This window comes from Streptomyces sp. NPDC102467, assembly GCF_044765445.1.
Lineage (GTDB): Bacteria > Actinomycetota > Actinomycetes > Streptomycetales > Streptomycetaceae > Streptomyces.
In genome coordinates this window covers 370,273-384,311 of record NZ_JBIWKA010000005.1, presented here as the reverse complement: position 1 = coordinate 384,311, position 14,039 = coordinate 370,273, and the positions used below count along the sequence as shown (strand labels likewise).

At 72.2% G+C, this 14,039-nt stretch carries 13 protein-coding genes; 6 read left to right on the top strand and 7 right to left on the bottom strand.

Annotated elements, in window-relative coordinates; genetic code table 11:
- Positions 1 to 112 precede the first annotated feature (112 nt).
- Complete coding sequence (locus ACIREE_RS12815) at positions 113 to 1,501, top strand: MFS transporter (protein ID WP_404150290.1); 1,389 nt, start codon at positions 113 to 115, stop codon at positions 1,499 to 1,501.
- Positions 1,502 to 1,542: 41 nt separating this feature from the next.
- Here the strand turns inward: ACIREE_RS12815 and ACIREE_RS12810 are convergent, their stop codons facing one another.
- From ACIREE_RS12810 to lnt, 4 genes are read right to left on the bottom strand one after another with little or no spacing between them, the layout of a single operon-like run.
- Positions 1,543 to 3,480 carry a helix-turn-helix domain-containing protein gene (locus tag ACIREE_RS12810; protein WP_404150288.1) on the bottom strand — a complete coding sequence of 646 codons (1,938 nt, stop codon included), beginning with the start codon at positions 3,478 to 3,480 and terminating at the stop codon, positions 1,543 to 1,545.
- 21 nt (positions 3,481 to 3,501) lie between these two features.
- The gene (locus tag ACIREE_RS12805) at positions 3,502 to 4,290 is read right to left on the bottom strand and encodes a 3-hydroxybutyrate dehydrogenase (protein ID WP_404150286.1); all 789 of its coding nucleotides are present in this window, start codon (positions 4,288 to 4,290) and stop codon (positions 3,502 to 3,504) included.
- A 55-nt stretch (positions 4,291 to 4,345) separates the two neighbouring features.
- Positions 4,346 to 4,825 carry an NUDIX hydrolase gene (locus ACIREE_RS12800; protein WP_404150284.1) on the bottom strand — a complete coding sequence of 160 codons (480 nt, stop codon included), beginning with the start codon at positions 4,823 to 4,825 and terminating at the stop codon, positions 4,346 to 4,348.
- A 39-nt stretch (positions 4,826 to 4,864) separates the two neighbouring features.
- Positions 4,865 to 6,475, bottom strand: coding sequence for an apolipoprotein N-acyltransferase (gene lnt / locus ACIREE_RS12795; protein WP_404150283.1), 1,611 nt, complete (start codon positions 6,473 to 6,475; stop codon positions 4,865 to 4,867).
- Positions 6,476 to 6,723: 248 nt separating this feature from the next.
- Between lnt and ACIREE_RS12790 the strand changes: the two genes are divergently transcribed.
- A complete protein-coding gene (locus tag ACIREE_RS12790) occupies positions 6,724 to 7,800 on the top strand; it encodes an O-antigen ligase family protein (protein ID WP_404150281.1) in 1,077 nt (358 codons plus the stop codon).
- Between the two features lie 12 nt (positions 7,801 to 7,812).
- On the opposite strand, the gene ACIREE_RS12785 is transcribed toward ACIREE_RS12790, so the two are convergent.
- Complete coding sequence (locus tag ACIREE_RS12785; RefSeq protein WP_404150279.1) at positions 7,813 to 8,376, bottom strand: hypothetical protein; 564 nt, start codon at positions 8,374 to 8,376, stop codon at positions 7,813 to 7,815.
- Positions 8,377 to 8,452: 76 nt separating this feature from the next.
- Positions 8,453 to 9,238, bottom strand: coding sequence for a glutamate racemase (locus tag ACIREE_RS12780; protein WP_404150277.1), 786 nt, complete (start codon positions 9,236 to 9,238; stop codon positions 8,453 to 8,455).
- Positions 9,239 to 9,296: 58 nt separating this feature from the next.
- Here ACIREE_RS12780 and ACIREE_RS12775 point away from each other — a divergent pair, with 58 nt between their 5' ends.
- Entirely contained in the window at positions 9,297 to 10,472 is a 1,176-nt protein-coding gene (locus ACIREE_RS12775) for a glycosyltransferase (RefSeq protein ID WP_404150275.1), read from the top strand.
- 31 nt (positions 10,473 to 10,503) lie between these two features.
- Here the strand turns inward: ACIREE_RS12775 and ACIREE_RS12770 are convergent, their stop codons facing one another.
- The gene (locus ACIREE_RS12770) at positions 10,504 to 11,754 is read right to left on the bottom strand and encodes a TerD family protein (protein ID WP_404150499.1); all 1,251 of its coding nucleotides are present in this window, start codon (positions 11,752 to 11,754) and stop codon (positions 10,504 to 10,506) included.
- A 267-nt stretch (positions 11,755 to 12,021) separates the two neighbouring features.
- On the opposite strand from ACIREE_RS12770, the gene ACIREE_RS12765 reads away from it, so the two are divergent.
- The 3 genes from ACIREE_RS12765 (at position 12,022) to ACIREE_RS12755 (ending at position 14,034) form a co-directional block, all read left to right on the top strand.
- Complete coding sequence (locus tag ACIREE_RS12765) at positions 12,022 to 12,444, top strand: DUF6643 family protein (protein ID WP_404150273.1); 423 nt, start codon at positions 12,022 to 12,024, stop codon at positions 12,442 to 12,444.
- 61 nt (positions 12,445 to 12,505) lie between these two features.
- Complete coding sequence (locus tag ACIREE_RS12760) at positions 12,506 to 13,330, top strand: MOSC domain-containing protein (protein ID WP_404150271.1); 825 nt, start codon at positions 12,506 to 12,508, stop codon at positions 13,328 to 13,330.
- A 98-nt stretch (positions 13,331 to 13,428) separates the two neighbouring features.
- A complete protein-coding gene (locus tag ACIREE_RS12755; RefSeq protein WP_404150269.1) occupies positions 13,429 to 14,034 on the top strand; it encodes a hypothetical protein in 606 nt (201 codons plus the stop codon).
- Positions 14,035 to 14,039: the final 5 nt, after the last annotated feature.

Sequence of the window (14,039 nt, the reverse complement as noted above, 5' to 3'; positions counted from 1 at the left end):
CAACCACACCCGGGGGCAAAAGTATGGTGCCCCACCACATGTGCCACTGACCTGCGTGTTCCTACCTTGTGGCAGCACGCAGACGTCCCCTCCCCGCCTGGAAGTGGTGCACATGGCCTCCGCAGCAACCGCTCCGCCAACACCCGGCAATCTCAAGCGCATTGTCGCGGCGAGCCTCATCGGCACCACCATCGAGTGGTACGACTTCTTTCTGTACGGTTCCGCCGCCGCGCTCGTGTTCAACAAGCTGTTCTTCCCCGGGTCCGACCCGCTCGTCGGCACCCTGCTCTCCTTCCTGACGTACGCCGTCGGATTCGCCGCCCGGCCGCTGGGCGCGCTCGTCTTCGGGCACTACGGCGACCGCCTCGGGCGCAAGAAACTCCTGGTGCTCAGCCTGCTCATGATGGGCGGCGCCACCTTCGCGATCGGCCTGCTGCCCACCTACGCCACCGTCGGCGCGGCCGCGCCGGTGCTCCTGACCGTGCTGCGCCTCGTCCAGGGTTTCGCCCTCGGCGGCGAGTGGGGCGGCGCGGTGCTCCTGGTGTCCGAGCACGGGGACGCCGCCCGCCGTGGCTTCTGGGCGTCGTGGCCCCAGACCGGCGCCCCCGCAGGGCAACTCCTCGCGACCGGCGTGCTGTCGGCCCTCACCGCTCTGCTCTCGGACGCGCAGTTCACCTCCTGGGGCTGGCGCATACCGTTCCTGCTCTCCGGTGTGCTCGTGATGGTCGGTCTGTGGATTCGTCTCTCTGTCGATGAATCGCCGGTCTTCAAGGAGGCGTTGGCCCGGGCCGAGGCCCGTAAGTCCGAAGAAGGCGCGATGGACGAGAAGATGCCGATCGTCGCGGTCCTGCGGCACCACTGGCGTGATGTCCTGGTCGCGATCGGGGCCCGGATGGCCGAGAACATCAGCTACTACGTCATCACCGCCTTCATCCTCGTGTACGCGACGACCTCGGCCGGAGTCTCCAAGCAGACCGCGCTGAACGCCGTGCTCATCGCGTCGGCCGTGCACTTCGCCGTCATCCCGGCCTGGGGCGCGCTGTCGGACCGGGTCGGACGCCGCCCGGTGTATCTGCTGGGCGCGGCGGGCGTCGGCCTGTGGATGTTCCCGTTCTTCTCCCTCGTCGACACCGCGAGTTTCGGCAACCTGATCCTCGCCGTCACCGTCGGACTGGTGCTGCACGGCGCCATGTACGCACCGCAGGCGGCCTTCTTCTCCGAGATGTTCGCGACACGGATGCGCTACTCCGGCGCCTCGATCGGTGCCCAGTTCGCCTCGGTCGCGGCGGGCGCTCCCGCACCGCTCATCGCGACGGCACTGCTCGCGGACTACGACAGTTCCACGCCGATCGCGCTGTACGTGATCGCCGCCGTGCTCCTGACGCTGCTCGCCGTCGGCGTCGCGAAGGAGACCCGCCACCGCGACCTCGCCGACGTCGAGATCGGGGACACCGGGAGCGAGGCGACGGCCGACCGCCGCGCCGACGTCCACAGCGTCTGAGACGCCCGTCCACCGACCCCGTACGCCCCGCGCGTACGGGGTCAGCGCCTGTCCTGGCCCGTCAACCGGTGCAGCCGCAGGGCGAGTTGTATCTCGAGCGAACGAGCGGGCGCCTGCCAGTCGGGGCCGAGCAGACGGCCGATCCGGTCCAGGCGCTGGGCGACGGTGTTCACATGGACGTGCAGTGCTTCCTTCGTGCGGGCCGGGCTCGTGCCGGACGCGTAGTAGGCGTCGAGCGTGCGCACCAGATCGGTTCCCCTGCGCTCGTCGTACGTGACGACCTCACCGATGGTGCGGGCCACGAACCCGCTGAGGTCCCGGCTGTCGGCGAGCAGCAGCCCCAGGAACCCGAAGTCCTCTGCGGCCGCGCCCTCGCCCGCCCGGCCGAGCAGGCGCAGCGCGTCGAGACAGCGCTGGGCCTCGGCGTAGGCGACGGCGGCGGTGTCGGCTTGGGCCGCCAGGTCCGCGACGGGGGCGGAGGCGCCCACGGTGACCGTCTCGTGGATCGCCGAGGACAGCCGCTCGGCCGTGTGCCGCGCGACGGCGGAGGCCGCGGTGCCGGAGCGCAGCGGCAGGAGCAGGACGGTGCCGCCGTCGCGCGCCGCGGCGAGGCCGTGCCGGGTCGCCGCGAGGTGGTTGGCCGCCGACCACAGGCGGCGGCGCGTGGCGGCCTCCTGCTCCGCGTCGGCACCGGACGCCTCCAGGCGCGCCGCGAGCACGACGTGCGTGGCGTCCAGGTCGGCGTGGAGCCGTGCGGCCCTCTCCCGCAGCAGCCGCGGATCGCGGTCGCGGGCGTCGAGCAGGTCGTCCAACAGCTCGCCGCGGACGCGCTGTTCGGCCTCGGAGGCGGAGCGCCTGGCCAGCAGCAGCAGCGACGTGACCATGGCGGCGCGCTCCAGGGTGCGCTGGTCGACGGGGTCGAGGCCCGGATGGCCGCGCAGCACCAGGGCGCCCAGGAGCTCACCGCCTGCGGCGACCGCCGCGACCCAGTCGTCGCCGCGGCGCACCGCGTGCCCCTCCGTGCGGGAGGTCTCGACGGCCTCCCCCGGGGCGGCGTCCGCGTCGGCGAACTCCACGGTGCCGTCGAGCACTTGGGACACGGCGGCCGCCACGTCGTGCACGCCGCCGCCGCGCAGGACCAGCTCGGCGAGCCGGTCGTGCACATCGGAGGCCCGCTCGATGACGCCGCTGCGGTCCCGGATGATCTCGTTGGCCCGCTCCAGTTCGCCGAGTGCTTCGCGGGTCTCGGTGAGCAGGTTCGCGGTGTCGATGGCCGCCGCCGCGAGCGCCGCGAACGAGCCGAGCAGCGCGATCTGTTCGCGCTCGAAGACCCGCGCGCGCCGGTCCGCGGCGAACAGTACGCCGATGACGTGCGGCCCCAGCATGAGCGGCACCCCGAGGATGGCGACGAGTCCTTCGTCCTGGACGCCCGCGTCGATGGTGCGGGTGTGCTGGAAGCGCACGTCCTGCCCGTAGTTCGCGGTGACGTACGGCCGGGCGGTCTGCGCGACGAGTCCGCCGAGACCCTCCCCCATCCCGAGGCGCAGCTGCTGGAAGCGGGCGGCGACGGAGCCCTCGGTCACCCTCATGTAGGTGTCGCCGCGCGGCGGGTCGTTCAGTGTCAGATAGGCCACGTCGGTGCCGAGCAGCGATCTGGCGCGCTGCACGATGGCTTGCAGGACCGCGTCGAGGTCGCGGAGCCCCGCCAGGTCGTGGGCGGTCTCGAACAGCGCGGACAGCTCGGCCTCGCGGCGCCGCCTGCCCTCCATCTCGTCCCGCACACGCAGCGCGAGGCGCCTGGCGTCCTCCAGTGCCGCTATGCGCGCGGGCGTCGCACCGTCGGCGCGGGCGGCCAGTACGGGCTGCTCGTAGGCGTCGGCGGAGGCGCCCCTGGCGAGCAGTGCCAGGAACGGGGCCTGTGCGTCGCCGGTGGCCACGGGGGCGGAGGCGGCGGCTGAGTGCGGTGGGTGCTGCTCCATGCTCAACAGGATCACCCGCGCTCAGTGAGCGGTCCAGCCTCCGTCGAGGGACAGCGACGTGCCGGTCATGAAGGACGCCTGCGGGGTGCACAGGTAGGCCACCGCCTCGGCGACCTCGTCCGGTTCGATGAGCCGCTTCAGCGCGCTGTCCCGCAGCAGCACCTCGCTCACCACGCGCTCCTCGGAGATCCCGTGCGCGGCGGCCTGGTCGGCGATCTGCTGCTCGACGAGCCGCGTGCGTACATAGGCCGGGTTGACGCAGTTCGAGGTGACTCCGTGCGGGGCGCCTTCCAGTGCCGCCGTCTTCGACAGCCCTTCGAGGCCGTGTTTCGCCGCGACATACGCGGACTTGAACGGGGAGGCGCGCAGTCCGTGCACCGACGACACGTTGACGATGCGGCCCCAGCCCTGCTCGTACATGTGCGGCAGCGCTCCCCTGATCAGCCGGAACGGGGCCTCCAGCATCACCGTCAGGACGGTGTGGAACACCTCGGGCGGAAACTCCTCGATGGGGCGCACCAGTTGGATGCCCGCGTTGTTCACGAGGATGTCGGCGCCGGCCGCCGCGGCCTCGGCGGCATCGAGGTCGGTCAGGTCGAGGACGTACGGTTCGACGCCGTCGGTCTGCTCGGCCAGCGTGTCGAGGCCCTCGCGGTCCCGGTCCACGGCTCTCACCTTGGCGCCCGCCGCGGCGAGCCGCAGGGCGCAGGCCCGGCCGATGCCGCCGGCGGCACCGGTGACGAGTGCGGTACGTCCGCCGAGGTCGAGCGGTGCGGCGTGGGGTGCGGCGAGCGGGGTGTGCGGGGTCATGCTCCGCACCCTAGGCAGCCCGGCGACGCCACCCGATGTGGCCGGCACCCATACTTCAGCGCTCGCGCATGGTCTCGAACCATGTCGGCCCCTCGGACTGTGCCTGCTTGATGCGGAGCAGGGCGTGCTCGTCGAGCCGCGGCAACGCGTCGAGCGCGAACCAGGCCACTTCGAGGGACTCGTCGTCGTTCACGTGGGCCTCGCCGCCCGTGGCCCGGCAGCGGAACGTCATGTCCATGAACTGGCATGTGTCGCCGTTGGGGTAGGTGACGGGTTCGAGGGCCTCGACGAGGACGACGCGTTCGGCGACGCACTCGACACCCGTCTCCTCGAACACCTCGCGGGTCGCGACGTCGGCGGGCTGCTCACCCGGCTCGGCGATCCCCGCGGGCACCGCCCACTGGCCGGTGTCGCTGCGGCGCCCGAGGAGCACCCGCCCCGCGTCGTCGAAGACGACGGCGGTGACGCCCGGCAGATACAGCAGTTGATGGCCGGCGGTGGCACGGATCGCGCGGATGAAGTCTGGAGTCGCCATGCCGTCGACCCTATCCGTACGGTCCGTGGAGCCGGCAGCTCAGTCCGCCGTCCGCCGTCCCCTGCGGGTGCGCACGACAGCCCAGGCCAGACCGCCGACGCCGATCGCCACGAGCAGCGCCTCGGGCCAGACGCCCGCGCGCGTGGCGAGCGTCTGAGAGGTGCGCCTGGGGACATCGGCGAGCAACGTGTCGGCTTCGAACATGCCGGTGTGCTGGGCGATGGATCCGTCGGGCCGGATCACGGCGCTGATGCCGCTCGTGACCGGGACCATCACGGCCCGGCCGTGCTCGACGGCGCGCACCCGGTCCATGGCGAGCTGCTGGTAGGTCATCTGGCTGCGCTCGAAGGTGGCGTTGTTGCTCGGCACGGACAGGATCTGGGCGCCTTCGCGGACCTGGTCCCGGACGACGTCGTCGAACGCGGCCTCGTAACACGTGACGTTGCCGATTTTCGTGCCCGCCATGTCGAAGTTGACGGCCCTCTTACCTGGCACGAATTCTCCGGCGCGGTCGACATCCTTGCTGAAGATCCGGAAGAAGCTGCGGTACGGCATGTACTCGCCGAACGGCTGCAGGTGCCGCTTGTCGTAGGTCGCGCCCGGGCCCGTCTTCGGGTCCCACAGGATCAGCCGGTTGCGCGTCGAGCCGTCCTTGGCGGTGACGACGGCGCCCACGGAGATCGGTGCCCCGACGGCCCGGGCGGCCCGGGAGATCTCGTCGTACGCGTCCTGGTTGATGTACGGGTCGATGTCGGAGGAGTTCTCCGGCCACAGGACGAGTTCGGGCCGCTTCACCTCACCCGACTTGATCTTCGCCGCGAGCTTCATCGTCTCGCGCACGTGGTAATCGAGGACGGCCCGCCGCTGGCTGTTGAAGTCGAGGCCCATCCGCGGCACGTTGCCCTGGATGAGCGCCACGCGCGCGGTGCCGTCCTCTGCCGCGTTCGACATGAAGGGCATGACCGCGGTTCCGGCGACCACGGGCGCGACGGTGAGGACGGCCGCGGTGGCGAGAGCGCGGTCGCGCAGTATGCGTACGCCGCTGTCGTCCGAGCGGCGGAGGTCGATGACGCGCAGGGCGAGTGCGGCGAGCCCGAAGCCGCACAGCACCACGGCGAACCCGAGCAGCGGCGTGCCGCCCAGCGAGGCCAGCGGCAGGAAGACGCCGCTGGGCTGCCCGAACGCGACCTTCCCCCAGGGGAAACCGCCGAACGGGAAGCGGGCGCGCAGCGCCTCGTCCGCGATCCAGACACCGCCAGCCCACAGCGGCCACAGCGGAAGCCGCGACACGTACGCGATGCCGAGGCCGGCGAGCGACAGCACCAGGGCCTCGGCGACGGCGAGCGCCAGCCACGGCAGGGGGCCGACGTCGACGCCGGTCCACGACAGCAGCGGGACCAGGTAGGCCAGCCCGAAGACGAGCCCGAGGCCGAATCCCGCCCGCAGCCGCCGCCCGTACACGGCGACCCCGAAGAGCCCGAACGACAGCGGCGCCAGCCACGGCAGTTCACGCGGCGGGAAACTCACGTACAGCAGCAGCCCGGCGAGCGCCGCCAGACCGACGGGCACGAGCCGTCGCAGGTAGGAGGGGCGAGCGGGCTGCGCGGTGGGCTCGTCCGGCGGGGCGACGGGAGGTGCGGTGGCGGTCACCCGGGGAGTGTACGGCGCCTTACTGTCGGCGGGACATGCCGGCCGACCCGGCCCACGAGGCCCCGGCGAGGACCATGGCCTCCGGTCTGTGACCCGGCCCGCAACTCCCCTACCAGCACTCCCGCGAAACGTTCCTGCGCAACTCCCGCACAAAGGGGCGCACCAGCCGTTACCGTGTGCCCGAGTCCCTGACGTACCGCCGGATCCGGCCACCGCGTCCGGGGCCCGTCACAGTCGGGGGGCTGCGGGTGGGAAGCACGGGGTGGTCTGCGAACACCGGGCCGGATGCGCCCCGTCGGCGTGGAGCCACGGACGCGGCGGGCCTCGCGGTCCTGGGCAGTTGTGCCGCGTGGTCGCTGATCACGGCGACCGCGCGGGCGGGCCGGCCCGAAGGGGTGCTGCTCTCGGTGCTCGCCGTCGCCGCGGGGTATGCGTGCGGCCGGATCAGTGGGGCGCTCGTTCCCGTGGCCGCGTCCGCCGCGGCGGGGCTCTGCGGAGTGTGGCTGGCCGTGGTCGCACCGCAGGGCGGCCCGGCGCCGGACACCATGGCGCCGCTCGGACGGGCCGGTGCCACGGCCGCGCTGCTCGCCCTGTCCGCGGGAGCGCTGTGCTGCGCGGCCTGGTCGGCGCGGCAGCGGGCGCTGCGCATCGCGTTGCACGTACTGGCGGCCGGGACGGTCGTCGTGGCCGTCGCCATCGGCTCCCGGACCGGGGGCGCCGCCTGCGCGGGCATCGTCCTGTACTCGCTCGCGGCGGCCGGAATGCGCCGCCGCGCGGCCGGTCTCGTGGGCCTCGGTCTGGTCACGGCCGCGGTGGCCGCCCTCGGCGTGGCCCTTGCCAAGAGCGCGCTGCCGTCCGGGACGGCCGCAGCCCTGGAGGGACGGCTCACCCCGCACCGCGTTCTTCTCTGGCGCGACGCCCTGCGCATGGCGGACTCCGACCCCGTGCTCGGTGTCGGCCCCGGCCGCTTCGAGGAGCTCAGCCGCACGTCGGCGCAGTCCCCACTGTCCGACACCAAACCGCACTCGGCCGTCCTTCAGGTGGCCGCCGAGCAGGGTGTCGTCGGCGCGGTACTGCTGGCGGCGGCGTACTGCTGGCTGCTGTACGCACTGTGGCGCTCGGCCCGCTCGAACCAGGTGGTCCTGGCCGGGGGCGTGGCACTGACGGCGGTGGCCGCGCTGGCGTCGGTGAGCAACGCGCTCAGTTTCACGACGGTGACCGTCGGCGTGGGTCTGCTCGCGGGCATCGCCACGGCGGAGCCGCTCACGGACGACCCATTGCACGACGTGGCCGCCCCGGCAGGCGCCCGGGACGGCCACGAATAGCGCTGCGGGGGGTCAGAGGACGGGCCCGGCCGCGGTCGGCTTGAGGCGGTCACGAATGTGCCGCACGGCGCTCTCCGCGTCGTCGACGGTCACGGTGAACTTGCGGCCGTCGCCGAGGATCAGCACCAGGCCCTCGCCGCGTCGCACCACGACGGCCGTGCCGATCTCGGGGCGCCAGCGGTAGCCCCAGCCACCCCACTGCCGGGGGGTGACGCGCGGCGCGAAGGCCGCGTCGACGACATGGGCGAGGGGGATGCGGCGGCGCGGCAGTCCGACGTGGCCGCAGCGCACCTCGAGGTGGTCCTTGTCGACCTTCACGGCGACGTGGAGGAACGCGAGGGTGCCGAACAGGATGAGCAGTCCGACAGCGATGAGGCCGACCACCGACATGGCCAGGGCGGCGATACCGGTCGCCCACGAACTGACGACGGCCAGCTCGATGCCGAGGGCCAGGCAGGCGAAGCCGCCCAGGGCGAGCAGCCACTGCACGCGATTGCGTGCGCGACCCGTCCAGATGTCGCTCGCGAGGGCGGAAGGGCGTCGCCCGGGGTGTTCGTCGGCGGCGTGGTTCCTCATGCACACGAGCGTACTCATGTTCCGGGGCGAAGGCACTGGCTCGCGGAGCGTAACTGCTCCGGATCGGGGCGCTCGCTCAGCCGACGCGGCTGACGGCCTGCAGCGAGCGGCCTTCCGCGTACGTGAGGGCGGCCTCCGGAAGTGTCTCCGTGCGGCCGCTGAGGATCACGGTGAGTGAGCCGCGGGCGCCCGGTACGGCCGGGGGCCGCTCGCCGATCCGGCGCAGGGCCTGCGCGGCGACGGCCGCGGCGCTGCCGTGCAGCACGAGGGGGGCGGCGCCGGGCTGCCGCACCGCGGCGCGGATGCGCTCCGCGACCAGCTCGTAGTGGGTGCAGCCCAGGACGACCGCGCGCACGTCAGGCGGAGTGAGGGCGGCAGCGGCCGCGACGGCCCGGTCGATGCCCGCCTCGTCGGCCCATTGCACCGCGTCGGCGAGGCCGGGGCACGGCACCTCGGTGACCTCGGCGCCGGCCGCGAAGTCGCGGATCAGTCCCCGCTGGTAGGGGCTGCCCGTGGTGGCGGGCGTGGCCCAGATGGCGACGGGGCCGCCACCTGACGCGGCCGGCTTGATCGCGGGGACGGTACCGATGACGGGAATCGCCGGTTCGAGCCGGGCGCGCACGGCCGACAGGGCGTGCACGGACGCGGTGTTGCAGGCGATGATCAGCGCGTCCGGCCGGTGCGCGGCGGCGGCCTCGCAGACGGCGAGCGCACGCTGCGTGACGTCCTCGGGAGTACGCGGGCCCCACGGCATGCTGTCGGGGTCGGAGGAGAGGACGAGGTCGGCGTCGGGACGCAGGTTCCGTACCGCGACGGCGGCCGCGAGCAGTCCGATTCCCGAGTCCATCAGCGCGATCTTCACCCGGAAACCATAGTCGATGGGTCCGACAGGGCGACGCCCGTGGGGCAGACTGCGGCGGATGGACGTCGTTGCGTGGATCACCGCGGCCTCACTGGCCGCATGGCTGTGGCTGCTGCTCTGCCAGGGGTTCTTCTGGCGCACGGACCTGCGGCTTCCGCCCCGCACGGAGCCCGCGGGCTGGCCGGACGTATGTGTCGTGGTGCCGGCCAGGGACGAGGCGGCGGTCCTGCCGGACAGCCTGCCGTCGCTGCTCGCGCAGGACTACCCGGGCCGGGCGGAGATCTTCCTTGTGGACGACGGCAGTTCGGACGGTACGGGCGAGGTGGCCCGGGCACTGGCACGGCGGCACGGCGGACTGCCGCTGACCGTGGACTCCCCCGGTGAGCCGCCCGTCGGCTGGACGGGGAAGCTGTGGGCGGTGCGGCACGGCATCGGTCTGGCACGCGCGCGTGATCCGGAGTTCCTGCTGCTGACCGACGCGGACATCGCCCATGAGCCGGACAGCCTGCGGGAGTTGGTGGCGGCGGCCCGCGCGGGCGGCTTCGACCTGGTGTCGCAGATGGCCCGGCTGCGGGTGGTGAGCATGTGGGAGCGGCTCGTCGTGCCGGCGTTCGTCTACTTCTTCGCGCAGCTCTACCCGTTCCGGCGCATCGCCAAGAAGGGGTCGCGCACGGCCGCCGCGGCCGGCGGCTGCGTCCTGTTGCGTACGTCGGCGGCGGAGCGGGCGCGGATCCCGGACGCCATCCGGCAGGCGGTGATCGACGACGTGTCGCTCGCGCGGGCCGTGAAGCGCTCGGGGGGTCACGTCTGGCTGGGTCTCGCCGAGCACGTCGACAGTGTGCGGCCCTACCCGGGCCTCGCCGATCTGTGGCACATGGTCTCGCGCAGCGCGTACGCGCAGTTGCGGCACAACCCCGTGGTGCTGCTCGGCACCGTGCTCGGCCTCGCGCTCGTCTATCTGGTGCCGCCGGCCGCCGTGTGTGTCGGGCTTGCCGCGCGGACCGTTCCGACCCTGGTGCTCGGCGCGCTCGCGTGGGCCGTGATGACCGCGACGTACCTTCCGATGCTGCGCTACTACCGACAGCCCCTCTGGCTGGCCCCGCTGCTGCCCTTCACCGCGCTCCTGTATCTCCTCATGACGGTGGACTCCGCGGTGCAGCACTACAGGGGTCGTGGCGCGGCATGGAAGGGGCGCACGTACACCCGTCCCGACGCCGTACCCGAACAGCAGTGAATCGGGCGCTGCGATCGGGCGCTTCGGTGGACTACTTGCGGCCCGGGGTCCAGTTCATGCCCCATCCGTAGACCTGGTCCACGGTGCGCTGTGGACTGACGCCTCGCGCGGGGACGAGATAGCGGGCCTCGCGCTGGACGGTCAGGTCACCGCCGTCGTGGGTGATGAGGGCGAGCGCGCACACCGTGGAAGGCACCGTGCACTCGTCCAGGGAGAAGTCGATGGGCGCCCCGTTCAACGGCTGCAGTGTCACGGTCGCATGCAGGTCGGCGAAGCTGCGAGCGCCTTCGTAGATGGTCACGAAGATGAGGATGCGGCGGAACGCGTCCTTGTGGTCGAGGTTGATGCCGAGGTTCTCACCGGTGGCGACCGTCCCGTTGCGGTCGTCCCCGTCGAGATGGATGTACGGGGGCTGGTACAGCGACCCGAAGGCGTTGCCCAGGGCCTGGACGACCCCCTTGCGCCCGTCGGCGAGTTCGAAGAGGGCGCACAGATCGAGATCGAGGTCGCGGTGGCCGGCGGTCGCCCGGCCGCGCTTGCTCCCCCAGCCGCTGAACTGTTTGCGCATCTCCCAGTTGAGGTTGACCCGCATCGTGCCCGACGTGCCGCCCTGTTTCGCCAGGGACACGGTGGGCGCCGCTTTGGTGAGCGTGACCTTGGTGAGACGTACGGGTTCGGGTGCGGGCGGCGCCGCCATGGCCGGCGGGCTCACCGGAGCCACGGGAGCCACCGGGGGCACCGAAGGCGCCGGCGTCACGTGCTGCGGCTCGTCGACGCTGATCCCGTAGTCCGTGGCAAGCCCTTCGAGGCCGCTGCCGTAGCCCTGGCCGACCGCGCGGAACTTCCAGGCGCCCTGGCGCCGGTACAACTCACCCAGCACGAAAGCGGTCTCCACCGTCGCGTCGGCGCTGTCGAAACGGGCGATCTCGGTGCCGGCGACCGCGTCGACGACCCGGATGTACAAGCCCGCCACCTGGCCGAACGTGCCACCGTCCGCGGACGCGGCAAGGACCACCCGCTCGATGGCCGGTTCCACGCGCGCGAGGTCGACCGAGAGTGTGTCCGTGACGGCACCGTCCGTGGTGCTCTTGCCGTCGTGCCGTACCGCGCCGGAGGCGTGCGCGGGCTGGTTGTAGAACACGAAGTCCGCGTCGGAGCGCACCTTTCCGGCGGCGAGGAGGAGCGCCGACGCGTCCGCGTCGGGCACGCCGGGACCCGAACGCCATCCCAATTCGACGCGCACCGCCGGAGTCGGCACCGCGACATTTGATCCCTTGGCCATGGTCATGTCTGCCCCCAACGCTCAACTCCGGGTTCCCCCGTCAACCTATTCCCCACCCCGCAAAGGACCCCAGAGGCACGTTCGAAGATCGCTGGCCAACCGCCGGTAACCCTTCAGGAACGCGGCCTTTACACGATTTCTACGTCGCGAGACGACCGATTTTGCCAAGTTCGCTCGCATTGGGGACGTGCCGTCACTGCCGACACGCAAAAGAACCCTCTTATCGGTCTACCCCAACGACCACATCGTGGGCTTAACTTATGTGCCATGACCTCCCCCCGCTCCACCTATGGCGGCGGTTACTACTCCGCGCCGTCCTTCCCGGACACTCCGATCTACGACTCCCTCGTCGCAGAGCGGGGCACTCCCCAGATCGCCCCGATCCGGGTTCCCTCCGCGTACGACACCGGCAGTCATCTGCCCGCCCTGCCGGCGGCCCTGCCCGCCCTCCCCGCCGCCCCGTCGCCGCAGTACGGCTACGGGTCCCAGCAGTACGCCCCGATGCAGGCGGCCCCGACCGCGTACATCCCCCAGCAGGCCGCCGCTCCGCGCGGTTACCCGGCCCAGCAGGCCCAGCCGCAGCGCCCGGCTCCCGGTACCGGCTACGAGGCGATGCGTCCGGCCTCACCCCGGCCCGCCCCGGCGCCGTACGAGGATCCGTACAACCGCCAGCAGTACCGCGGCTACTGAGCAACGACGGATCCATTCGCCCGCGCAGGGGGCTGTCGGTGCCTGCTGGCAAGATGGCCCCATGTCGCAATCAGTGCTCAGTTCGATCCATGTCCACCCGCTGAAGGCGGTTCGGGGGCACGCTCCGCGTGAGGCGGTCGTGGAACCGTGGGGGCTCGCGGGCGACCGCCGCTGGGTGCTGGTGGACAGTGCGAACAAGATCGTCACGCAACGCCCGCATCCGCGTCTGGCGTTGGCCGCCGCCGAGCAGCTGCCCGGGGGCGGCGTCCGGGTGTCCGCGCCCGGTATGGACCCCCTGACGGTCGAGGTGCCCGAGCCCGGCGCGACGACCACGATCGAGGTCTGGAAGGACAAGGTCGAAGCGGTGCTCGCCGATCCGGCGGCGCACGCGTGGTGGAGCGCCTACCTGGAGACGGACATACGGGTGCTGCACCTGGACGACCCGGCCACGAGGCGCCCCATCGACCCCGAGCACGCCGAGCCCGGCGAGACGGTCAGCTTCGCCGACGGATATCCGCTGCTGCTGACCACCCTCTCCTCGCTCGACGCCCTCAACTCCTTGATCGCCCAGGGCGACCATGCCGACGAGGGCCCCCTGCCGATGAACCGTTTTCGGCCGAGTGTGGTCGTCTCCGGGACGCCGCCCTGGGCGGAGGACGACTGGTCGCGGATCGCGATCGGCGAGGTCACCTTCCGTATCGCCAAGAAGTGCGGCCGCTGTGTGGTCACGACCACGGACCAGGAGACAGCGGAGCGTGGCAAAGAGCCGCTCCGCACGCTCGCCCGGCATCGCCGCTTCGGTGACCAGCTCTGTTTCGGGACCAATCTGGTGCCCGAGTCGCGCGGCTCCGTGCGGGTGGGGGATCCGGTCACCGTGCTCGCATAACCGTCACCCGGTCGGGGAACCCGGCGGCCCGGACTGCTCGTTGAGAGACAATGGGCTGCCGTTCGAGGTCCCGACGGGAGCGGAAGGGGGTGCAGGCCGTGCGAGCGATCACCGGGCTCTGGCGCTGGCGCCGCAATCCGCTGCGCCGCGGGACCGACCTGGTGGAAGCCTGGGTCGCCCTGGTCGCGCTGATTCTCATCGTCGTCGCCGCACCGGTCGTCGGCATCGTGGCGGGATCTCTCTCCCGCGACGCCCTGTACCGCTCGGTCCAGGAGCAGCACGACCGGCGCCACAAGGTCACCGCGACGGTGGTCAAGAAGGTGGCGCAGCCGCCGCTCGACCCCGATCCGGAGACCTCGACCGCGCGGGACGCGCACAGCCGGGTCGTCGCGACGTGGAAGGCGCCGGACGGCACGGCGCACCGGGACCGGGTCGTCGCCGCGCTCAAGACCCCGCGCGCGGGCGACACGTTCCCGCTCTGGACCGACGGATACGGCCATGTCGTGGGCCGCCCGCTCGACCGGACGACGGCCACCACGCACGCGGTGCTCGCCGGATTCGGCGCGGCCGTCGCCCTCACCGGGCTCGTCGAGGGCACCCGGCGCCTCGTCGTATGGCGCCTGGTCCGCCGTCGGTACGCGCGCTGGGACCACGCCTGGGACATCGCCGGTCCCGACTGGGGCAGGACGGGCACGGGCAGCTGACAGGG